Source organism: Fictibacillus halophilus (assembly GCF_016401385.1).
Lineage (GTDB): Bacteria > Bacillota > Bacilli > Bacillales > Fictibacillaceae > Fictibacillus > Fictibacillus halophilus.
The window spans coordinates 2,698,350-2,720,541 of the sequence record NZ_JAEACF010000001.1 but is presented as its reverse complement, the minus strand read 5'-3'; the positions used below and the strand labels follow the sequence as shown (position 1 = coordinate 2,720,541).

24 protein-coding genes and 4 pseudogenes are annotated in these 22,192 nt (G+C 38.0%); 19 read left to right on the top strand and 9 right to left on the bottom strand.

What is annotated here, in order from left to right; translation table 11 throughout:
- Positions 1-127 precede the first annotated feature (127 nt).
- A pseudogene (tnpA, locus tag I5J82_RS20685) lies at positions 128-358 on the top strand (IS200/IS605 family transposase); the annotation flags it as partial.
- A gap of 62 nt (positions 359-420) precedes the next feature.
- Here tnpA and I5J82_RS20680 read toward each other — a convergent pair.
- A complete protein-coding gene (locus I5J82_RS20680) occupies positions 421-756 on the bottom strand; it encodes a helix-turn-helix domain-containing protein (RefSeq protein ID WP_198768367.1) in 336 nt (111 codons plus the stop codon).
- Between the two features lie 316 nt (positions 757-1,072).
- Here I5J82_RS20680 and I5J82_RS14140 point away from each other — a divergent pair, with 316 nt between their 5' ends.
- The gene (locus tag I5J82_RS14140) at positions 1,073-1,240 is read left to right on the top strand and encodes a hypothetical protein (RefSeq protein WP_198768366.1); all 168 of its coding nucleotides are present in this window, start codon (positions 1,073-1,075) and stop codon (positions 1,238-1,240) included.
- Between the two features lie 371 nt (positions 1,241-1,611).
- Here the strand turns inward: I5J82_RS14140 and I5J82_RS14135 are convergent, their stop codons facing one another.
- Positions 1,612-1,926 (bottom strand): putative glycolipid-binding domain-containing protein, encoded by a 315-nt coding sequence (locus tag I5J82_RS14135; protein WP_269819598.1) that lies wholly within the window; start codon positions 1,924-1,926, stop codon positions 1,612-1,614.
- Between the two features lies 1 nt (position 1,927).
- Between I5J82_RS14135 and I5J82_RS20385 the strand changes: the two are divergent.
- A pseudogene (locus tag I5J82_RS20385) lies at positions 1,928-2,020 on the top strand (carboxymuconolactone decarboxylase family protein); the annotation flags it as partial.
- A gap of 60 nt (positions 2,021-2,080) precedes the next feature.
- On the opposite strand, the gene I5J82_RS14130 reads toward I5J82_RS20385, so the two are convergent.
- Positions 2,081-3,766, bottom strand: a complete 1,686-nt coding sequence (locus I5J82_RS14130) for a methyl-accepting chemotaxis protein (RefSeq protein ID WP_198768364.1) — start codon at positions 3,764-3,766, stop codon at positions 2,081-2,083.
- A 396-nt stretch (positions 3,767-4,162) separates the two neighbouring features.
- Here I5J82_RS14130 and I5J82_RS20675 point away from each other — a divergent pair, with 396 nt between their 5' ends.
- The 4 genes and pseudogenes from I5J82_RS20675 to hepT all read left to right on the top strand — a co-directional run bounded on the left by I5J82_RS20675 (position 4,163) and on the right by hepT (position 7,648).
- A complete protein-coding gene (locus I5J82_RS20675) occupies positions 4,163-4,327 on the top strand; it encodes a GyrI-like domain-containing protein (protein WP_198768363.1) in 165 nt (54 codons plus the stop codon).
- 207 nt (positions 4,328-4,534) lie between these two features.
- Entirely contained in the window at positions 4,535-6,001 is a 1,467-nt protein-coding gene (locus I5J82_RS14120; RefSeq protein ID WP_198768362.1) for a methyl-accepting chemotaxis protein, read from the top strand.
- An 845-nt stretch (positions 6,002-6,846) separates the two neighbouring features.
- A complete protein-coding gene (gene mntA, locus I5J82_RS14115) occupies positions 6,847-7,251 on the top strand; it encodes a type VII toxin-antitoxin system MntA family adenylyltransferase antitoxin (protein ID WP_198768361.1) in 405 nt (134 codons plus the stop codon).
- A pseudogene (gene hepT / locus I5J82_RS14110) lies at positions 7,241-7,648 on the top strand (type VII toxin-antitoxin system HepT family RNase toxin). Before mntA ends, hepT begins: the two are co-directional and overlap by 11 nt.
- 612 nt (positions 7,649-8,260) lie before the next feature.
- On the opposite strand, the gene I5J82_RS14105 reads toward hepT, so the two are convergent.
- On the bottom strand, positions 8,261-9,244 hold the full coding sequence (locus tag I5J82_RS14105; protein ID WP_198768360.1) for a hypothetical protein: 984 nt from the start codon (positions 9,242-9,244) through the stop codon (positions 8,261-8,263).
- Positions 9,245-9,521: 277 nt separating this feature from the next.
- On the opposite strand from I5J82_RS14105, the gene I5J82_RS20380 reads away from it, so the two are divergent.
- The 4 genes and pseudogenes from I5J82_RS20380 (at position 9,522) to I5J82_RS20370 (ending at position 10,757) form a co-directional block, all read left to right on the top strand.
- Positions 9,522-9,890, top strand: coding sequence for a DJ-1/PfpI family protein (locus I5J82_RS20380; RefSeq protein WP_233096494.1), 369 nt, complete (start codon positions 9,522-9,524; stop codon positions 9,888-9,890).
- 23 nt (positions 9,891-9,913) lie between these two features.
- The gene (locus I5J82_RS20375) at positions 9,914-10,090 is read left to right on the top strand and encodes a hypothetical protein (protein ID WP_233096493.1); all 177 of its coding nucleotides are present in this window, start codon (positions 9,914-9,916) and stop codon (positions 10,088-10,090) included.
- 345 nt (positions 10,091-10,435) lie between these two features.
- Positions 10,436-10,558: pseudogene (locus I5J82_RS20670) on the top strand (hypothetical protein); the annotation flags it as partial.
- 37 nt (positions 10,559-10,595) lie between these two features.
- Positions 10,596-10,757 carry a hypothetical protein gene (locus tag I5J82_RS20370; RefSeq protein ID WP_233096492.1) on the top strand — a complete coding sequence of 54 codons (162 nt, stop codon included), beginning with the start codon at positions 10,596-10,598 and terminating at the stop codon, positions 10,755-10,757.
- Positions 10,758-11,247: 490 nt separating this feature from the next.
- On the opposite strand, the gene I5J82_RS14090 is transcribed toward I5J82_RS20370, so the two are convergent.
- On the bottom strand, positions 11,248-11,532 hold the full coding sequence (locus I5J82_RS14090) for a hypothetical protein (protein ID WP_198768359.1): 285 nt from the start codon (positions 11,530-11,532) through the stop codon (positions 11,248-11,250).
- 426 nt (positions 11,533-11,958) lie between these two features.
- Between I5J82_RS14090 and I5J82_RS14085 the strand changes: the two genes are divergently transcribed.
- Together I5J82_RS14085 and I5J82_RS14080 are read left to right on the top strand one after the other, a co-directional pair.
- Positions 11,959-12,108 (top strand): hypothetical protein, encoded by a 150-nt coding sequence (locus I5J82_RS14085; protein WP_198768358.1) that lies wholly within the window; start codon positions 11,959-11,961, stop codon positions 12,106-12,108.
- A gap of 361 nt (positions 12,109-12,469) precedes the next feature.
- Positions 12,470-12,622: a hypothetical protein gene (locus tag I5J82_RS14080; protein ID WP_198768357.1), complete on the top strand. Its 153-nt coding sequence runs from the start codon at positions 12,470-12,472 to the stop codon at positions 12,620-12,622.
- Here I5J82_RS14080 and I5J82_RS14075 read toward each other — a convergent pair.
- Positions 12,612-13,718 (bottom strand): citrate synthase/methylcitrate synthase, encoded by a 1,107-nt coding sequence (locus tag I5J82_RS14075; RefSeq protein WP_198768356.1) that lies wholly within the window; start codon positions 13,716-13,718, stop codon positions 12,612-12,614. The two genes, I5J82_RS14080 and I5J82_RS14075, sit on opposite strands and share 11 nt — an antisense overlap.
- 114 nt (positions 13,719-13,832) lie before the next feature.
- Between I5J82_RS14075 and I5J82_RS14070 the strand changes: the two genes are divergently transcribed.
- The gene (locus I5J82_RS14070) at positions 13,833-14,711 is read left to right on the top strand and encodes a LysR family transcriptional regulator (protein ID WP_198768355.1); all 879 of its coding nucleotides are present in this window, start codon (positions 13,833-13,835) and stop codon (positions 14,709-14,711) included.
- 136 nt (positions 14,712-14,847) lie between these two features.
- On the opposite strand, the gene I5J82_RS14065 is transcribed toward I5J82_RS14070, so the two are convergent.
- A complete protein-coding gene (locus tag I5J82_RS14065) occupies positions 14,848-15,111 on the bottom strand; it encodes a YqhV family protein (protein ID WP_198769025.1) in 264 nt (87 codons plus the stop codon).
- A gap of 317 nt (positions 15,112-15,428) precedes the next feature.
- Here I5J82_RS14065 and I5J82_RS14060 point away from each other — a divergent pair, with 317 nt between their 5' ends.
- From I5J82_RS14060 to I5J82_RS14045, 4 genes are all read left to right on the top strand, one after another.
- The gene (locus I5J82_RS14060) at positions 15,429-15,626 is read left to right on the top strand and encodes a cold shock domain-containing protein (protein ID WP_130296881.1); all 198 of its coding nucleotides are present in this window, start codon (positions 15,429-15,431) and stop codon (positions 15,624-15,626) included.
- A 240-nt stretch (positions 15,627-15,866) separates the two neighbouring features.
- Entirely contained in the window at positions 15,867-16,067 is a 201-nt protein-coding gene (cspC, locus tag I5J82_RS14055; protein ID WP_077359956.1) for a cold shock protein CspC, read from the top strand.
- Positions 16,068-16,437: 370 nt separating this feature from the next.
- Positions 16,438-16,992 (top strand): ribosome hibernation-promoting factor, HPF/YfiA family, encoded by a 555-nt coding sequence (gene hpf / locus I5J82_RS14050; RefSeq protein WP_198768354.1) that lies wholly within the window; start codon positions 16,438-16,440, stop codon positions 16,990-16,992.
- 202 nt (positions 16,993-17,194) lie between these two features.
- Complete coding sequence (locus I5J82_RS14045; RefSeq protein ID WP_233096491.1) at positions 17,195-17,677, top strand: DinB family protein; 483 nt, start codon at positions 17,195-17,197, stop codon at positions 17,675-17,677.
- 21 nt (positions 17,678-17,698) lie between these two features.
- Here the strand turns inward: I5J82_RS14045 and I5J82_RS14040 are convergent, their stop codons facing one another.
- Entirely contained in the window at positions 17,699-19,561 is a 1,863-nt protein-coding gene (locus I5J82_RS14040) for a dihydroorotate dehydrogenase (protein ID WP_198768352.1), read from the bottom strand.
- Between the two features lie 229 nt (positions 19,562-19,790).
- On the opposite strand from I5J82_RS14040, the gene I5J82_RS14035 reads away from it, so the two are divergent.
- Entirely contained in the window at positions 19,791-21,416 is a 1,626-nt protein-coding gene (locus tag I5J82_RS14035) for a long-chain fatty acid--CoA ligase (RefSeq protein ID WP_198769024.1), read from the top strand.
- 142 nt (positions 21,417-21,558) lie between these two features.
- Here I5J82_RS14035 and I5J82_RS14030 read toward each other — a convergent pair whose 3' ends face one another.
- Positions 21,559-22,182, bottom strand: a complete 624-nt coding sequence (locus tag I5J82_RS14030) for a hypothetical protein (protein WP_198768351.1) — start codon at positions 22,180-22,182, stop codon at positions 21,559-21,561.
- Positions 22,183-22,192 lie beyond the last annotated feature (10 nt).

Sequence of the window (22,192 nt, the reverse complement as noted above, 5' to 3'; positions counted from 1 at the left end):
AAAATAAATTTGGTTCGCCAACCAATATTCCAGCATCGGAGGAGTTTTCATTGTCTAAAGACATCAATAGTTTAGCATACAAGAATGTAAGTATCATATCGTATTCGCACCAAAGTATAGAAGACAGGTGATATACAAGACATAGGAGAAATTTTACGGACACTGTGTGAAAGAAAAGGTGTAGAAATCATTGAAGCTACAGCATGTCGAGATCATGTACATATGTTAGTGAGCATACCCCAAACTAAGTGTATCTGCGTTTGTAGGCTACTTAAAAGGAAAAAGTAGTTTAATGATATTTGATCGGCACGCTAACCTGAAGTATCGATACGGGAACCGAAAATTTTGGTGTACCGGTTTTTATGTAGATACAGTGGGAAGAAACAAAAAAGTGATAGAAGAATACATTCGTAATCAAATTCAAGATGATGTAGTCGCAGAACAAATAAGTATGATGGAATACATTGATCCATTAATAGATAAAGAGGTAAAGAAAAACAGAGGAGGTAACCAGGAGGTCTTTGAGATCGGGCCGGTAGAAGTAGTGCCGGGCGAACCCTTCCGAAGCAACAGCGTACAGCCTACCACAGTTACAAAGTTTCGGTGAAACTGACTCAGGTTGTTGAATCCCACTTCATAACTGATGTCCCAAAGAGAGCGGTTGGTGTTGGTAAGTAGTTCTTTACTTCGCGCAATCCTCGTTCGTATCACATATTGATGAGGAGAAAGATTGGTATAGCACTTAAAGCTTCTCATAAAGTTATTTTAATGCTATGCATAGAAGTGCATTTAGATTTATAACATAAATTAATCGTAAGGATGAAATGGATTTTTTGTAAATATGTAGGTAATTGTTAAAAAATGTTTAAATTTAACATATAATTGAAATATACTTGTGAAGTATTTTTGAAAGTTACACTTTTAAATAGAAGAGGAGGTATTTTAATGAAAAATTTATTTTTTGAGGAAGTTAAGTTAGAGAACTAAATTCTAATGGGGCTAGTTTCTGGGCAGGTGTAACGATAGGAGAAGGCAAAATTGCTGCAGGTGCTGGTGTAGGAGCTGAATTAACATGAGTCTAAAAAACTTATTGCACCTTATTATTATTTTATCTTTTGTTACTTTAGGTACAAATGTTGCTATAAGAGTACAGAGTTTAATAATTATCGTACCAGTGGCAATATTATTAGTGTTAATGGCTGGCTATTTAGTTAGTATAGCTTTAAAAAGAACTCAATAAAAAACTTAAATATGAAAGGAGTAAATATTAATGAAAAATTAGAGGTTAAAGAAGTTAAAATTAAATCTTTAAATGGCTTCTTGATTCCTACTACAATTGGAGTAGCAGGATGGTTATTAACCTAGGATAACAAGAAAGGTTACCTGAACATACCGGTTATCTGGAGAGAAGTGTTTAACATTCATAGAGGTCTAGAGCTAGGAATCGATTGTTACCATGATTCTATCCTTGTCATCTATAAGACACTCATAAGAGAATTTAAACAGATCACATCTCTAATAAAGGATATCTTACCATCCCTTACGAGTTAAGGCAGAAGAAATTCACCTATAAAATCTTTCAGATCAAAATCGAACAAAAAGATGAAAGAATCATATTGGCTCCTGAATAAACAGTAACTCGCTTTCTACAGGAACAAAATTCAAGAATAGAGTAAATGAACAGAGCTTGTTGTGAAGTACAACAAACTCTTTTTTTCTATCTAAAATCTCCTTACGAATAGTTTCAGGGTATTCCAGAACAAATCCATTCTTATCGACAATAACGGGTAACTCAAATGTGGCACTTCTATAATGGAAGGTTCTTTTATTTTCTTGATGATGTTTCAGTGTATACATCTGTTTTACCTTCTTTTGCCGAAAGGTCTTTAGCGGAGATGTAAACCATGTCGAACAGTTTAGGTTCATCTTCACAGATGAAGAGATCAGTGAACTTTGTGCGTATATCACTTTTGCAACCGCTTCTCAATATTTTGGTGCGCTCATGAAACTACAGGCATAGTGAACATGAAAAAAAGAACTCGAGTGGTGTCTCGAGTTCTTCAACTTTTCTCTATCGATTCTAGATTTTAAACTTACCGATCAATTGTTGAAGTTCATTTGCTACAACAGTCAGAGACACAGCGGCACCCTTTACTTCTTCCATCGAGGCAAGTTGTTCTTGTGATGCGGCTGCAATCTCAGTCGTGTTATTTGAAGTGATACTCGCAGCGTGTTCAATTCCGCTCACGGCGTCGTGAACATTCTCAAACCCTGAACTTAACTCTTCGGTGGTAGCGGCGATCTCTTGAATCTGAGATGACACTTGGTCGATATATCGTGTGATCTCTGAAATTTCGGTTGCTGCCGTCTGAGACATTTCGATACCAGATGTGACATCTGTTTTCACATGACTTATCGTTTCTACCGTGTGTGAAGTATCTGTAAAAATCTTCTCAACAACCTTTCGGATCTGATTCGCAGACTGATTGGACCTTTCTGCTAGAATTCTTACCTCATCTGCTACAACCGCAAACCCTCTACCGTGTTCTCCTGCTCGAGCAGCTTCGATTGCTGCGTTTAAGGCAAGTAGGTTTGTCTGTTCAGCGATCTCGTTGATCAGTGTGGTGATGGTGTTGATCTGTCCAATTTCTTTTTGGAGACTATCAAATCCCACTCTTGTTATCTCCACAGACTCTTGGATCGTAGTCATCTGATCCATAACATGGTTTACACATCTTTCTCCACTTTCAGCTTTATCTTTCATTGATACGGCGATATCAGCCACTTTTGAAGAGTTTTCTGTAATTGTTTGTATGGCTGTTAAAGACTCACTCACTGACTGAAGGCTGGTCGTTGACATAGACGATTGATCAGCCGCACTGGTCGCGATCGATTGCATGGAACTTGAGATGAGTTCGGAAGTGACTTTTGTCTCTTCAGCACTCGCAGAGAACTGTTCTGATGAGCTCGCTACCTGAAGAGAGGACTCCCTAACCTGACTAAAAAGTGTACGAAGTGTCGACATGAAACGATTAAACGATACACCGAGTTCACCAAACTCGTCTTTGTTCTTGATATTGATGATCTTCGTCAGATCTCCTTCACCCTCAGCTATTTCTTTCATCTGTTGATTGATGAGTTTCAACGGTCTTAATATAGAAAATAAAAGCATAACAGAAAGAATGATACCTATTATAGACGCTACAGCTGTTATGCTCAAAATCATGATTTCATTCACTTTAGCACTCTGTTGAATATCTTTCTTTAATAGTTCTATATCTTTATTTAATGAATCCACCATTTTGTTGACTGCAGGATCAAGAACTTCTTTTCTTATTCTACGCTCTTCACCAAAATGAAGATCTTTCGCTAGTTGTGGATTCTTTTGTAGAGTGGTTACCACTTTTCTGTTCGTTTCTTTATACAACAATAGAGCTTTAGAGATTCGATTTATCTTTTCTGATTCCTCTTTTGCCGGGTTGAGTGTATTTAAGTATTGAAAGTTTTTTTCAATTTCTTCAGCTTTTTTACTCATGCCTTCAGCAAATTCCGTATCGTTTGTAATCAACAATCCTCTTTCATCGTTTGAAATCCCAGCAAGACGGTACTGCACGTTCTTGATGGTTTTCTGTATCTCCATCATGTTTTTTAACTTGTTACTCTTGTCAGTAAAAGAATTTAAGACTACCGCTGAATAGATACCCACGGTACAGATAAAAAATACGAGCAAACTGATAATGATGGGAAGTTTCCATTTGATTTTCATGATTCAACATCCTTCTGTTTAAATTGATTCTGCATAGAATATATCGGCAGAGACGATTTAACTTTCACTGTGATTCAGTAGTGAGCAAGAAAGGTTAAGAATTCAAGAATCCATCCCGCTATGATGAAGTTTACATACAAAAAGGAGGGATCAAGGATGAGATTTCAAGAAGATGTAAAAAAAGCATTTGTAATAGTCGGGTACAGTTCGGTAGGAAAATGAGATGGTGAGTTGGTCTATCCAATACCAAGTTTATGGAAGCAGGCTCAATCATTTATTGGTCAAGAGGGGTTAGAGAATATAGTAGGGGTTTGCTTATCAACTAGAAGTAACCAATACTTCTACACCTGTGGGATCGAAATCGATAATGTGGACTTTCGTAAAGTGAAGTAAGTTATGATCCTCCATACGTTTCCAGAGAATAAGTATGTGGTGTTTACTTACAGAGGACAGGCTAAGAATATCCCCACTACCTACGGAGAGATCTGGAGGGTATTCGATAGGAACGGATATAGAATTAAAGCAGTCAACTTCTTCATAACATTTTTCCTTTATATGTAGGGTTGATAGAGGATTCTACCATTACTTGCTAGATAAAAATAACATAAACGTTTATGAGAATCTTCTCTCTTTCTGTGAGTGGTATATATATTGTTCGATAAGCGTAAAGTTGAAAATATTTTAAAGTGGCTTTTATTTTCTATAAATTTTCCTTCATCTCCGTCGATATAAAATCGCATGCACATTATAGTGGAAGAGGGAAAGATTATGAGTTCAGTAGAGCAACTCAAGTTAAGTGATATCAAGAAAAAGAACATCTTGTTATTTGTTACGTTTACGATCTCCATCCTTGCGGCGGCGGGGAAAACAATCGTTTACGAAGATTACAGTCGTACTGTCTTTTATGGGTCAGAGATTCTTGCGTTCGCGGCGCTATTTGTTTCAATCACCTTTATTTTTAAACGCTATCATCTGTTTCCTCTGTCGAGCATTCTGTTGATCTATGGGTTCAGCATGTCTTCGATCTTTATATTAGGAGCTACGGTAGAGATCATCCCAGTATTATTCGTCTTATTACTGGTCTCTGCTATGCATTTTAAACTCATCGTTTTCTTGATCGGGTTTTCACTAGGATTGACTTCACTCTTCATTACGAGAGCACTGACAGATCTAACAAAAGAAGATCAGCAGTTGATGGCTACTTCTATGATCGCGTTTGTATTGATGAGCATCATCCTATTTGTCATCATTCGTTTGGTTCACAGACAGTATGAGCAATTAGAAGGTTTTATGTTGGCTGCAGAAGAAGATGCGAAGAAACAACAGGTACAAAAAGATTTCTTGGAAATGAGCGTGAAAACTATCATCGGTAACTTAGGGAGAGTGAACGAACAGGTTCAGAGTAGCCTCGCTTCACAAGAAGAGATGACGGTGGCGATCAATGAGGTATCGGCGGGTAGCCTTTCACAATCCGAACAGATCGGTGATATATCCGGAAACGCTCAGCATACCCTTCAAGCGATGGAACAGTTGTACACGGTCTCTTCAGGATTAAAAGAAGAATCAATGAACGCTTCGGTTGTAGTGGATGAAGGACAAGACAAGATGAACCACATGAACCAAGAGTTACAGAGTCTAAACGATATCATCATTCAGTTGAACGAGACGTTCAAAGAACTCACACACACGATTCAAGAGACGAACAGTTTAACGGGTACGATCAAAGAGATCACAGATCAAACGAACCTGCTAGCTCTTAATGCTTCAATTGAAGCAGCACGGGCAGGAGAGGCCGGAAGAGGTTTTGCGGTCGTTGCAGATGAAATCCGTAAACTCGCAGAGATGAGCAGTAAGACAACCGATAAGATCAACCATAACTTAGACCGATTGAATCAGAACAACACGAAGGCGCTTGAAGGAATGGATATGAGTGTAACGTTCCTTAAACAAGGACAACGTTCTTCCTTAGAAGTTACGGAAGCTTTCACAGATACAAGAGATGTATTTGAAAAGATGAACCATCATGTTCATACTCTTCTGACCGTAGCAGAAGGTGTAAGAAATCAAACAATTGGGGTTGAAGGGTCGACGAGTGAGCTTGCAGCGGTAATCGAGCAGTCAACCGCGACTCTAGAAGAGATGGCTGCAACGGTAGAAACACTAACCATGGATAACCGGTCGATTGCACAATTAATGGAAGAAACGACAAGACAATCGGAAGACATCATTAAGTAATGTTAGAAGCTTGTAGATTATACGGGTCCACAAGCTTTTATTTCGTTCTCCCCTTCTTTTTCTCCGATGAGTAAAGGGATGCTTTCCACTAACCACTTTCAAGCAAACTTTGTAAACTTTTATATAGCCAAAACTTACACAAACTTCATGTCCCTTGACTCCTCTCCTCTTTTCGTGATGACTCTGTCCTTCTAATCAAAGAAGGGAGAGCTCGAAATGAAATGGAGAATCTATGAAGTAAAGGTAAAAGATTATCAACACCTAAGTGACGAAGTGTTACTTCAACGAAGCTAGCGCAAGGTAGAACTCCCCAGATAACGAATATCGTTATTGAAGATAGATACCGCAAGGATTTTTCGGAGTCCTTCTTTTTTAATTAAATCAGGAGGGAAAACTATGACAATTTTTATACGAGAAATATTTAATTATCGAACGATATTCCGATATATAGTTTAGAAAAATTGTAATGAGGTGGTTATATTGAAACGTAAAGACATGGTTCGGAAAGTGGATAGACGAATATATGAAACTCTCTCTAATGGATTTGACTCAAACAGAAAAAGAGAAACAAGACTTCTCAGAAGTGAAAAGACAGTAGGAAGAAGTCATTATGGAAAGGTTTACGTTTAACAGCAACGAAGTAAAATTTATCAATGATCCTGATTTTATCCAAAGTTTATTTAGCGGAAAGTTAGTTAATAAATAAACCTGACATACAGAAAATTCAGGTTAGGAAAGTAAGTTGTTATGACTTATTCATGATATACTTTTTATAGAAATGAAAGAGGATAGTGAGTATAGAAGCTGTCATACACTATAACGATAGAAATTCTGGAGGTGCTGATGTGGACCGTAAAATAGAGGAACAAGTTATTACTCTTTTAACTGAAAAGTTATCTCCTTATCTGATTGTTGTTTTCGGTTCCACGGCCAAAGGAACGGACAGAGTAGACAGTGATCTAGATATCGCGTATTTGAGTGATCAAAAAATAGAGAAGTACGACCGTTTTATGATGGGTCAAGAGCTCGCTACAATGATTAATAAGGATGTTGATCTCGTTGATTTGAATCATGCCTCTACTGTATTTGCAGCTCAAATTATCCAATCTGGTAAAACGATATTCTGTAAAGATGATAAACGCAGGATGGAATTTGAGATGAAGACACTTAAAATGTATGCGAAGCTAAACGAAGAACGAGAAATCGTGATGAAAAGAATAGAAGAGAGTGGATCGGTCTATGAAAAATGATGTGATACTTAACAAGATTAGCATCATAGAAAGATGCTTAAAGCGGATTAATGAAGAGTATGATAATACTCCATTGAATTTAGAAAACTTTACGAAACAAGATTCGATCATCTTGAATATCCAACGTGCATGTGAAGCGGCGATTGATCTAGGTATGCATGTAGTAGCAGAGAAAAAGTTGGGTATCCCTCAAACCAGTCGAGAGACGTTTGATCTTCTACAGCAGAATAACATCATAACAATAGACTTATCTAAGGGACTAAAGGCAATGGTGGGCTTTAGAAATATTGCTGTTCACGATTATTAAGAAGTAAATCTTGAGATTGTACAGAAAATTATTGAAAGACATCTAATAGACTTTAAAACATACACAGAACAAATTTTGGCTTATAAATAGAATTTTAAAAAACCGTACTGTTAATTAACAATGCGTTTTTTTTAGAATGGGTTTATTTATACTCCACAATCGGGCGCTATTGTTTAATAAGTGTCGCTGTTCTTATTAAACTACCATGAAATTTTCAAGAAAAAAAAAAGACAATACTTAAGAAGACCCCTACCTAATCGTTTAAAAAAGAGGAGAGCATAAATAAGTCTATGGATTATGGTAGACTGGATTAAGGTCAGTATCAGTATTGATACTTCCTAAACATTTTCATTCTCTGTGGTGCAGCACTGATTTTGTGCTGCATGGATGGCTAACGGGTGCTTTCGTATTATAAGGTAAATCAGTTTTTACTGGTTTTTTATAGGATTTAATATTATCAGTAGCAGTAGGACGTACGGGTGCGTTGGACAATTTTCCGTGAACTAAACTGTCCACCCCCTACTTGTAGAAACATGTTTGAGGCTGCAACAACAGACAGCACGCCACTGGAACAAATCAAAATGAGTTACAAGTAGCTTAGGGTACCTGTCATCGGTTCACATATGGTGATTATTGTATTTAGAAATGCTCATTTAGACTTATTAAGTAGAATTCAATAACAACCTCTCGTTTTTTCATCAATTAGAATCCTATATACGGACTAGGCCTACTTCCAGGTTCTATTACATACTTTTCTAATAATTTTTTCATCATTTCTTGAATGCTTAAATTATCCAGTTTGATATTTTGTCGTATCGCAACACTTTTAAGCATGGTATCAAGGAAACCATTCATAGTATTTTCTGAATAACCACGTTCAACACTCCAATCAGCTAATCCCGAAAGTGCTCTAAGCATCTCTCCATAATCATGTTTTAAATATGCATTAGATGTAAGAGCAATCATTTTAATATCACTAGCTGAAAATTTCTCAACACTATCACCCTCTATTTGAGAAATATAACTATCAAATTTATTCTTTTCATCTTCAGTTTTCGGCATGGTGTTGCCCTCAAGCATATATTGCTTTGCCATTTCTCCCATGTTGATAATGCTACTCTTTAAAGTCATTGAAAATGACCGGTATGCTTGTATTTCTTCTGACCATCTTTCATCAAAACTGAAGTGTACATGACTAGAGGTCGCTCTTGATAGGGCGATAGCTTCATTATGCGATATTTTTGACATGCTTTTTTGGAAAGCATCCCCAACTTCCCATTCGATAGAATCAGCAATACTTTCAATCGCTTTATTGTAATTTTTGTCTAAAGCATTTATTAACCCTTTCAAAACATCTCCACTGTAGCCGTATATTTTTTCCCAAGCCCCTTTTACTTCAACATATTTTGCAGCTAAAGATGAAAATATATCCGAGTCATAACCACCTACTTCTTGCATTGAATGTTGAAATTTAACAGTCATACTTACAAAAACATCGCTAATTGCATTTAATTGTCTTTCTGAAAAAACCTCATTTCCAATGTCCAATATAATACCGTTTGTTGCTCTTTTTTGTGTAATGCTTTCGGTTGCTAAGTTTGATTGTGTTGGTGATGCATTTTTTGTTGTAGAGACCAAATTGTTGATTGTTTGAAGATTAAGGTTATTGATTGTTCCAATTTGCATGTCATTCCCTCCTCAAAAGTAATATTTTTGAAATGTTAGAACATATAGTTATATCGTCTTATATTGAAAAAAGTAAAATACAAACTAACATTCGTAGTTTAATTTTCGCCTTATCTCTATGGTATAACTATCTCAATTACTGGACGCTTTGTATTATAAGGATAGGTTGGGTGTTTAGATGAGGTAGACATTAAAATATTTGACTATATAAAATAAATTTTGTCGTGATCCTTATTGAACTAACGGGTGCGTTTTTATAACAACCAGTTTTTTTATTTTGCATAATTTTGAAACGAGGTATTTAATATTCAAGAAAACGGTAGTATTACTATATCCTCAATTTAGTGAGTATGAATTAATTGTAGCTATATCGATATTAATGCAATCAAATAAACCTATCATCACAGTAGGAGTTAATGATCGACCGATTAGAGGAGAATCCGGATTAACTTGTGTGCCTGATACTACTATTGATGATCTTAACGATAATGAAATAGATAGTCTCTTATTACCGGGATGCATGGATATATTTTCGCTAGATGATGAAAATAAGTTAATAGAGTTTATACAACAAATTCACAATAAAGTAACTGTGATTGCGAGTATTTCAAGTTCTTCTTATCTTCTAGCAAAAGCAGGGGTTTAAAAGGGAAAAAGTATACTATTGGTATGACTGAAGAAAACCGATTGATGACTGGTGTTTTTGAAAAAGAAAATTATTGTGATTCTCTAGTAGTACAAGATAGGAATATAATTACTCCAAAAGGAAGAGCGTTCATTAGATTTGGAACATTGTTCGGCAATACACTGAATCTTATATTTGATGAAAGCTGGTATAAAGAATAATATCTTCTGCAATCGGGTGCGTTGATCCAAGAAGGATTAACGCACTTTTTAATGAATCTATTAAACAAACTAGCAGGTAGGAAGAAGATAATGAACAAAAGCGGATACAGGAGATCTATTAGAGGTGTGTTAGGGGAAATTACAAGTGTACTATTATTTGAATTGTTATGGAACATCTTAACTTTTATTCCTAGAATGATGTTCCGATTAAAAAAAACAACGTAGAAGGGCTGTGGAATTAATTGCAGAAACAAATTCTACCCACCATTCCGAAAGTTACACACAAAAAGGTAGTGACCTATGGTTTGACTTGTATTATTAGAAGTCCTTTTATGAGAATGAAACATCGGTTGGAACATTTCTCTAAGTTCAGAAGCATACCCTTATTATAAAGAAACATCAGGAAACCGTGACGACCTAGAGGCTTTCAAACAAGCTTTAAATGATGCAAGAGAAAGTGAAATAAAAGCCTATGGATTATTAGGCGCGAGTCTAACTGGCGCAAATGTTGCTGTTCTTACTTCTCCTTTATCTAGTAAGGACTACTTTAATCGGCGCTCTTATGGGGATAGGTGGAGGATTAAATGCAGCAACAGAAGCAACTAGCGCTTATATTTCTAACAAAGACGCAGAAGACATCTATTATCGTCTGAAACAGTCGAACTAAGAGGAGGACCATGAGGTGAAGAACTTATTAATTTTATCTTTTTAGTAGTTACAATTGCATTAGTCACTTTCCCTCTTATCGTAACACGAAAGATACCTAGACTACGAAAATTCGGCTACGGGATGTTCGGACTTGGTTTAGTAGTCTTCTGTATTATCTTTTATTTAATAATCACAAATTAAGAACTGATCTGAGTAATATTCCTATCTAAGGTATACTGGAAGTTTTCCAAATGTATTTTAAGGACAAAATACCTTTATGTATACAGTAACGTTTTCTCTTTAGAGAAATAAATAACAAATAAGCTAGGCGTACTTTAAATACCTTTAATCGCAACGTTATTCATGAATTTCAACCTAAATCTTTCGCTAAGCGCTTTAAGGAAGGTTCAACAATTTATGTAAATGTTATAAATTTCATGTACCGTATTTATTAATGTATTACATACAAAAAACACACATAATTAGATAGATGTGTTTTTTAAAAAGGTTTAGGCTGGTATTAATATAATTTGTTCCGTATCTTGCTTAACTAACATTTGATACGTTTGATCTTTAAGTACTTCTCTTATCTCTACAGGTATCGTAATCCTACCCCTCACACCTATCAACTGTGTATATCTTCGATTAGTATGTTTATCAATTACAATTTTATCATCCTCAATACCTAGACTAACTTTTCCTCCCACTTCAAACTGAAATTCCTCGCTCCACACCACAGGGATGTAAAAATAGCCTTTCTTGTTGTCATAGCATTTCTTTAATAACACCGACATCATATCACCCCAATATGAAATTTTTCCAGTTTATGTATTTAAATAAAGAATTACTGATTTTCATAAATTCTACCATTTAATTATCTGACTATTCAATAATTAAATATTTTCCGGAACGTTAGTTCGTAATTTATACTTATTAATAACAATAAAGATAAGGATGTATTATCCTTATTGTTTTAAGAAATTAACTGATAATATGTATATAGTAATCTGTCAGGTACGTCATCCTATTTAAATGGATTAAATACTTAATACCTAAAACTAAATGAAAATAAGTTGATTCTATTTTCACAATGTGAGGAGAGCCACAAGAATAAACTGGAAACCGTAAAGAGTTGATATATAATTTGGAAAAATAAGAACTTTTTAGATGAAGATCGAAATTTCAACTTGAGAGAAGCGAGCGAACGGGATTTTATCGAGATGTTCTTTTTTGCGCGCGTTTTTGTAAAAGGTAAAGAGTTCTCCGAACATACAAAGCGAGCGTACCGAGCCAATGCAAAGACGCTGCTTGATTATTTAGCTGAAAACAAACTCTCTTTTTCAGACATCGGATACCCAGAAGTAAATTGACGGTAATGCTATTAGAATTTTGGCAATCACTGAGGAGCATGTCAAAAAAGTATTTACCACCATCAAAACGTCAACAAGATTTCTGTAAAAGCTACTAAAGACTTCGGTTATGGAAACTTAATTGGTTATCATAACAATTTGAAGACTTTAGATATCTTACAAAAGTTAGAAAGATAATCATTTTTTAACAGGAGCTAATTCATGATTAGTTTTATTCATGCGTCACTTTTTTTGTCTAATTACTAACTAGTTAAGTCCCTGGCGTCTTGCAGTCAATGTTTGCTAATTCTTGTAACGCCGATTCTTTCATTTCTGATGGTGACAGGTTTTTGAAAGTGAAGAGACTCTAAGGATTGAAAAAGTGGAAGTTGAAATGGATATCCTTCTTGTTTCTTATCTTTTCTGTATAGAATTGATTTCAGAATCACTAAAAAGCACCTCTTTCTCGAGCGGTTCTTACTTTATTTTACCATTGAGATTAGAGATGCTTCTATATGGAATGGCTATTCGTTAATTGTAACTTTATCGTGAAACTTCCCTGTATATACAGACTGTGGACGGTAAATCGTGTTGTCTTCTGATTGCTCCAAAATGTGAGCGGTCCATCCCACCATTCGACTTGCTGTAAAGGTAGGGGTGAATAAAGCAGAATCTAGGTCGATCGCTTTCATAATCGCTGCGGCGTAAAATTCAACGTTCGTATACAACGCTCTGCCCGGTTTGTATTCCTCGAGCAACGCGATCGCCATTGTTTCTACTTCAAGCGCGAGATCTAACCACTCATCTTCACCGACTAACTCTAAAAGTTTTGCCTTTAGTGCAACAGCTCGTGGATCGTGAGTTTTATAAACACGGTGACCGAATCCCATGAGCTTTTCTCCATTCTCTAATTTACCTCGTATCACTTGTTCAGCACTTCCAACTTTTCGAACTTCGTCTAGTAAATCAATGACTCCTGAAGGTGCTCCGCCATGAAGAGGTCCTTTCATCGTTCCGATTGCAGATGTTGCAGCTGAAACCATATCCGATTCGGTCGATGCTGTAACCCGAGCCGAAAAAGTGGAGGCGTTCATTCCGTGCTCGAGCGTTAGAATCATATACGTTTCAAGTGCTAGTGTATGAGCTTTGGTTGGTATATCTCCTGTCAGCATATATAGATAGTTTTCAACATGACTTAACTCGGTAGATGCCTCAACAAAAGGCTTACCATTTAAAAGACGTGTCCAATAGCAAATGATGGTCGGAACAAGACTCGTTAACCGAATGGCTTGTGATACGCTTGGCTTCCATCCATAACTTGCCACATCTTCAGACGAAATGGCGGTTCGGATTACACTCATCAAATCCATATCTTTAGGCAGATGGTCTAAAATGTGTTTTATATGAAGAGGGAGCTCTCGATTTTTTATCAGCTCAACTTTAAGCTTTTGTAATTGATTTTTATCAGGGAGTTCACCGAACCAAAGAAGGTGCGCCACTTCTTCAAACGAGAAACGTGAAGTAAGGTCACCAATCGCGTAACCTCTATAAATGAGCTTACCCTCTGTACCATCAATATGACTAATCGCTGTTTCCGCTGCAACGATTCCTTTAAGTCCTTTTTGCATCATGGTTTTCACTCCTTCCATTATTTAGTATCATTGTATAAGAAGAAGTTGATATATGATATTAATTGTTTTTGATTGATTTGATAAAAAATAATAATCAGGGAGGGGATCAAAAGTATGGAGTTTACCTGGCTACAAACTTTTATCACTGCTGCAGAATGCGAGAATTTCAGAAGAACATCTGAAATTTTACACGTTTCACAACCCTCTGTTTCTATACATATAAAAATGCTGGAGTCTGAATTAGGGATGGCTCTATTTTTACGTGATGGAAGAAGAGTGAAGCTGACGGCGGAAGGGAGAAGGTACCTGCAGCATGCGAGAAAACTGATGGAAGTGTATGAAAGTGGACTACAGGATCTTAATGCGTTTCAGCAAGGCTATGATACGAAGCTTTGTATCGGAATCTCACCTCTTATTGCAGATACGATTCTGCCCTCTGTTTTGAAACGATATGTAAAAGCCAATCCCGATGTGGAGATATCGATAAAGATCATTGATTCAGAAGATATTGAAGAAGCGGTTTTAAACGAGGATGTGGACCTTGGGCTTTCTTGTTTAGGAAGTACGCACTCTGAAATTACGAGTCAGATGCTTTATCAAGACAAAATCGTTTTAGTGGCACCGCACGATGGGCTGGATTTTGAAGCAGCTCCTCCGCTGGATGAAAAAGAAGTGCTGCTCTCAAACTATCTTCTAACCCATAACCATCCAGGATATTGGGATGATCTCTGCAAACGTGTTAAATCCCGTTATCCCGGCGTGCGGATGATGAAGGTGTCTCAGATTCACATTACAAAGCGCTTTATTGCGGAAGGGTTAGGAATTTCGTTCTTACCGTTATCAACAGTAAGAAGAGAGCTGTTAGAAGGACGATTGCTAGAGGTGGACTGCTATTCAGTCGATATTCCGGATGCTCATACCTATGCGTTAACGAAGTACAATCATGGTAAACAAAAAGAGTTTCTAACGTATTTGTCTGGATATCGGTTTTAAGGTTGTTGTCAGTTTGTCGACTCGCGTTTATATTGGCCTTTTCGTGAGATTATAAAAATTCTCGTGAGATTAACAGTGATTTTCGTGAGAATACTTGCAGTTACTGCGAGATTATTTGAAATGAGGTTACTTACAACTATCTCTTTATCCCATAAACAATACAAACGACGCCAAGCATGATCCAGATCAAGCTTCCGAATGACAATTTCGTTGATAATCCATAGATTCCGAGCGTCATCGTGGAGAAAAAGATGATCGGGCCGATGATGGAAAGCATGGAATTGATAACGAGAGCTCGTTCTACCGTATTGTAATGCAGCATGAATAGCGCTGCGGTAATCTCTAAAGTACCTGATAAAATACGAATGGCCGCCATAGCTAGTACGACTTTTTCAATCATTTGCAGCAACGTCCATTGCCTCCTTTTAAACAACTGTTTAATGTTCCTTCGCTGTATAGTGCATTATATGTGGCCAAGCTTGGATTAGAAGTAACAAATAGAATCTGAAAAATGAGCGGCGGCGAAGGTGAGTGAATGATGCATATAAGAGCTATTTAATGTATTTTTATTCAATAATTATCATAAAGTTTTTTCGACAAAACTTCTTATTTTTCGCTAATCTTAAGCCTTTGACAACTTTTTTGGGTATATGTCATACTATAAAGTGTATAGAAGATCTATACAAAGATTCGCATGATGAAGGGATTGTGAAAGGCATGTTAGGAAAAGTAAAATGGTTTAACGCAGAAAAAGGTTTTGGATTTATCGAGCGCGAAGACGGAGACGATGTGTTCGTACACTTCTCTGCAATCAACACTGAAGGATTCAAAAGCCTTGATGAAGGTCAGCAAGTCGAGTTTGATATTGTAGATGGAGCTCGTGGGCCTCAAGCGGCAAACGTAACTAAACTATAATTCCAGGCAATATGACCATACTTTTACTCCCGTCTGTTCACGCAGGCGGGTTTTTATTTTTAGAAAATATTTCTTATTATGAATGATTCGTTTGCAACATAACGCAATCACTGTTATGATGGGTATAGATTATTTTTGTTCGGCGTAAAAGAGTGTATGAGTTTCGACTTTTCTTCTTTAGCAATACTTTGGGCAAGAGTAGCAATATATCGTGTGGTAACGCACTAGGAGGCAACAAACATGGAACAAGGTACAGTAAAATGGTTTAACGCAGAAAAAGGTTTCGGATTCATCGAGCGCGAAAACGGAGACGATGTATTCGTACATTTCTCAGCTATCCAAACTGATGGTTTCAAATCTTTAGACGAAGGTCAAAAAGTAACTTTCGAAGTTGAGCAAGGTGCTCGTGGCGCTCAAGCTGCTAACGTTCAAAAAGCATAAGCTTCGTTATATGAAAACAGGTTCTCTTTAGAGCCTGTTTTTTTGTTTTGTCTAAAAATATTACATGAAAAAACCCCACTCAACAGTTCGAGTAGGGTGATGGAACAGGTTTTGTAAAATGTCTTAAAGCTTCAAAGGTTAATTCCTAGTATACCACATAGTTTTGAACTAGCAGAATGTAAGTGAAATTTATTTTTCGTTCTCATTTAGCTAGCTGATCAGATTTTAACCCGATAACATAAGGTTTTTCACCATTGTAAAGATTTTGTCGATAGTGTAAAAATATTGTCAAAATATTTTAAATGTTACGGAGGAATTCTTTTGGGGTATATCGAAATATATATACATCACCGAAAGGAGGAGTTAAGTTATGCATTTTAACATTCGTGGAGAAAACATCGAGGTGACAGAAGCCATTAGGGCTTACGTTGAGAAAAAGGTGACGAAACTCACAAAGTACTTTAACGAAACTCCGAACTCTGAAGTACATGTCAATCTGAAGGTGTACAACAATGAACAATCCATTGAGGTAACGATACCGATGAAGGGCCTGCTGCTTCGTGCAGAGGAACGTCATTTGGATTTATACGCTGCGATTGATTTGGTGGTAGAAAAATTAGAGCGTCAAATTCGAAAACACAAAACAAAAGTAAACCGTAAATTTAGAAATGCTGAAGGCACAAAGCACATGTTTGCTAACGGTACAGAAGGCGTATCAACGGCTCTGTTAGAGGAAGATGAAGATTTTGAGATTGTTCGTGAAAAACGATTCGATCTGAAACCAATGGACACAGAGGAAGCCATTCTCCAAATGGATTTACTTGGCCACAGTTTCTTCGTCTATAACAATGCCGAAACTGGTGAGATGAACGTCGTGTACAGACGTAAAGACGGCAAATATGGACTGATTGCGGGAACGAACTAACATATACAAAAATAGACTACACACCCCATGACACTTTGGGGTGTGTTTTAAGTTTGAGATAGGAAACTTGCCGATATAATCAAAATTTTGTCGATATAATTTGAAACTCGCCGATAAAAATGGATTCTTGCCGATATATTCTGAAACTCGCCGATAAAAACTAATTCTCGCCGATATATTTTAAATGAAGGAGCCACTAACCATGAAAAACGATATCCTGTTAAAACAACTCGTAGCTTTTCGCCACAACACACTGAGTGCTGTGGAAGGACTCACTGAGGAGGAAGCGGATTTTGTTCCTGAGGGTTTCAACAACAACATCCGTTGGAATTTGGGGCATATTTTTTTGGATCAGTACGATTGGCTGTATCATAAAACACGTGAAGATAACCCGGCACCCATTTATTATCGCGAGTTATTCGGGTTTGGAACGAAGCCAGAGGATTGGCAGCAGACACCTCCAACGCTTCAAGAGCTTCGCCACCGGTTGATGGAGCAGGTTCAAGTGATTCAGGAGCAGTTTGGTCATCGTCTAGATCAAGAATTAGATGAACCAACTGAGCTCGGAATGAACACCTATGCGGAAGTGCTGCCACGAACGTTTTATCATGAAGGTCTTCATTTAGGCACGATCCTTGCTATACGTAAAGCACTTCACCTTCAAAGACAATCACAAGCAAAATGAAAAAAAGTGCAGACTCCATGTCTACACTTTTTCTGCTTTCAATACAGATACAGCATTCATTTTATTCTCTCCACTGCGACTTAAATAAGGGTAAGAGTAAACCAATCCAACCAAATAAAAAACAAACAATAGATAAGCGGGTGAAAGGTGAAAGTGATTGTCGTACCCAATCATAAAATGTGTCCCAACACCCGTTAAAAATCCTGGCAAACCGCCGAGTGTCAGTGTCCACCACACCCATTTTGCACCTTCACGATATCCCCATAACGCTATGGTTAACAATAAAAATCCTTCTGAGATCAAAGCACCGCCAAATCCAGCGCGATCGTGTGCGATTAATGGAATTAACTTATCGTTAAACGCAGTGATTTGTTCAGGTGTTAGTGCGAAGAACATTAAGTCTTCTTTCACAAAAACACCGTTCATTCCGATGATGGAAATCACGATTCCTGCAGAGAGCAAGCACATACCTGATATGACAAATAAGCTCTGACCAAGCTGACTTCTTTTCCAAGAAAGCGTGTTATACAGATTCAACCCTTTTGATCCCGTTGTGAGGTTTCGTGCTTGATAAAGTCCATAAAGAAAAAAGGGAAGGATGATTAAGTAATAAATAAAGTGAAGCTTGTCAAAATAGCCGAATCCCATAAAGTAAAAGATGTTTAAGAAACCGAGTGATGCAGCAATCACATACACTTTTTTTGCCCAATGTTCACCATTCCGAATCCCATGATACGAAAGCTGCATGAACATAAAACCTGCCGATATCATAACACCTGCTAAACAAATTCGATCATGAGACATGAAATGGAACAAATGATGACTGAATGCCTGAATCTCTTCTTTTTGTATACCTAAATATTGTTCATCATACGGCAGAAGAACTTCTGTTAGTCCAATAATCAAAGCGATGATCCCTGCGATGAAAACGCCAAGTCCCATCAGGAAAAAGGAGATCCATCCTGTTTGTTCAACTGGTTTAGAGATAGGATGTTTTTCGTACAAAATCCGTTCGTTTATGCGCTTCGGAAGACCTGGTCCTGAATAAACAAATCCGCTATGAAGCTGAATGAGAGAGGCGCCTGCCCTAAAAAGTTCCATTGCATCACTAGGTTCATGTACGCCACCAGAAGCTATAATCGGCTTGTTATAAGGTAATAGCTGTTGAATACTTTCTTTTAGATGATGCATCTCCATCTGTCCGAGTTCGACGCCATCATCCCTTTCAATTCCTTCACGAATGATATATCCATCCACAGGAATATCTTCTGTAAAGTTCATCACCTTTTTATGAGTAAGTTCCAATACAAGAGGTTTAGGTGTAAGCTCCCGAATATGGTCTAAATAAGAAGCGCCTTGCGCATCGATAACAAAGAATGCAGCATGTTCATCTAGCTTTTGAACTAGCTTTTCATATTCCTGAAGTGCTTCTCCCTTAATCATTATCCCCAGTGGAATTGTTGTTCTCTTCAAAGATTGAAGTTTTACTAAAGCGGCATCAAGACCCAAATTTTCATGAAAATTTCCATACACCAATGTTTCTTTTTCTATATCACGTAAAATAGATCTCTCTGAAATTTGTGGCAGAACGGTAATCGGCCCTACTTCAATAAAACCGAAGCCAAGGTTAGTGAACGCTTTTGTCCCATTCAGATGAGGATCTAATGCACCACTAACGCCAACAGGTGAAGGAAAGGTGATCTCAGCATGCTTTTGTTCCAATTCTTTGCTTGGCTGCATATGGCCAAAAAACTGTATGATTTTATCACCAAATGGCAGTTTGGCGAGGGTGTTCATCGTATGTAAAGTGAGATCGCGGCTTGTCTCTGATTTCATGCGAAACAGAAGCGGTTTAAAAAAGGTATGATACGACCAATCAGGCATAAGAAAACACTCCTTTTTATGCCGTTTTTTTATAAGTGTATCGCAAATTCTGGATGAAATTTCAAAATTTTTTCAGCTGGAAAATTTTTTTCGTGTTTTTATGTGTTTTGTTCCCTACTAATCTGTTTTCACAGCAGGATTTTGAAGTAGGTAAGGGGAACTAGTGAGTAACAAGAAAACGCTTACACTAATGACTATGTTTACTATTTAAGGAGGAGAAGTAGTTATGATGATGAATGTGCCTTTTCGAGTTACAAGTATGCTAGAGCATGCGGAGTGGTATTTTGCGAAAAAGGAAGTAACGAGCCGCACGATGTCCGGGATCAGGAAGTTCAGCTACCGGGAGATTGGTGAGCGAACACGCAGGCTTTCGAGCGCGCTAAAACGCCTTGGTGTTCAAAAAGGTGAGCGGGTTGGAACACTTGCATGGAATCACCATCGTCATCTAGAAGCTTATTTCGCAATACCAGGTGTTGAAGCTGTACTTCACACGATCAATATCCGACTTTCCCCTCAGCATATCGCATACATTATCAATCATGCCGATGACCAGATTTTATTCGTAGATCAGGACATCCTACCTCTTGTTGAAGCTCTTAAAGACCATATTCCTAATGTAAAAGCGTTTATATTGATGACCGATGAGGACGAGCTTCCGCAATCGCCGCTTCAGCCTCTTTACCATTATGAAAAACTTCTAGAAACAGGTGACCCGGCTTATGAGTTCCCGCAAAATGTAGATGAAAACGACCCTGTTGGGATGTGCTATACGTCTGCGACAACAGGAAATCCAAAGGGTGTAACGTACACACATCGCTCGACAGTGCTGCACTCCATGTCACTAGGACTTGCTGATGGCGGTTCTGTATCAGAAAGTGATGTTCTTATGCCAGTTGTGCCGATGTTCCACGTAAATGCTTGGGGACTTCCGTATGCGGCAACCTGGTTCGGTTCGAAGCAAGTGATGCCTGGACCGCGATTCACGCCACAGCTTTTAGCGGAACTGATTGAGATGGAAAAAGTAACCTTTGCTGCAGGTGTACCAACGATTTGGATGGGGCTTCTTCAAGAACTCGAACAGAATAGTTATGATACTTCTAGTATTCGAGCGGTTATTTGCGGAGGATCTGCTGCACCAAAAGGGATGATAAAAACCTTCGAGGAAAAACATAATATTCCGTTCATGCATGCTTATGGTATGACGGAAACGAGTCCACTCGTCATTGCAACGCGTCTAAAAACCTATCAATCTGATCTGGATGATGAAGCAAAGCTCGATTATAAAGCGAAGCAAGGTTATGTCGTGCAAGGTGTTGAGATGAAAGTAATCGGTGCGAACGGGGAAGTGAAATGGGACGGTCACGAGATGGGTGAGCTGTTGCTGCGTTCGAACTGGATCGCAGACGAATATTACAACGATGATCGGACAGAAGGCACGTTCAACGATGGCTGGCTTCATACCGGGGATGTCGTTACGGTGGACGAAGAAGGATTCGTGAAGATTGTCGACCGGACGAAGGATCTCATTAAGAGCGGCGGTGAGTGGATATCGTCCGTTGATCTGGAGAATGCAATCATGGCGTTTCCGGATGTTTTTGAAGCTTCTGTTATCGCTGTTCCTCATCCCGAATGGCAGGAGCGACCACTCGCATGTGTCGTGTTGAAGCCTGAGGCAAAAGGAAAAGTGCCAAAAGAAGATATTGTTGAGTTTTTGAGGCCGCAGTTTGCGAAGTGGTGGATTCCAGACGATATCGTGTTCATGGATGAGATTCCGAAAACGTCGGTTGGTAAGTTTTTAAAGCGGACATTGCGTGATCAGTTGAAAGATCATTATATGACGACGGCAAAATCGTAATGAAAGGGGCTGGCTTCAGTGATGAAGTCAGCTTTTTTATGTGCTTTTATTTGAACCATATACTTTAAACACATGCAAAATCTCAGCAACAAAACTAAAAAACACCACCCTCAGTCAACCACGAGAGCAGTGCCCAATCCACCTATTCTTTTACTTCTTCCTTAATCCACTTACCTGTTTCCGTCACGTCCCAATAATCGCTAGCTTTATAATTGTTCAACGAGATATCGAGATCGTGAAAGATGCGGTGAACACCTTTTAAAGGCTCTACACTCTCAGAATTTATGCTTTTCTCAATCTTGCTAAGAGCGGTCTCGATGTCTGCCTTTAGTGGACCCGCAACGTAAGGCAGAATTTTATTTCGTATATCGATTTCAATATCTTTTAATACCGGTGTATGTGTGTCTATGTTATATTTCGACCATTTATCATAGCCGAGCTCACCGTTCCAAAATTCATGAATCACGTTGATTCGTCTTTGAATCTCGGTTTTTGGAACTTCCATGGTTGGCTTGAAGAGAGCAGTGCCGCTGGATTTTTCGGCCTCCGTCAATTCCTCATCAGTAGGTGCATTCACACTCGCTACAGAATTAGGTCCGAACAGTGAATAATATCCCCATGTACCAAGGCCACCGATGATAAAGAAGCTTAGAACGAGGGTAAGAATGATCGTCTTGCTTTTTTCACTTCGCTGTTTCTTTTGTTGCAGCTGCGCTTCCTGTCCTTGCCCTGTGCTGTTTGTCCTGTCTAGATCAGTGTTTTCCATTCAGAACCTC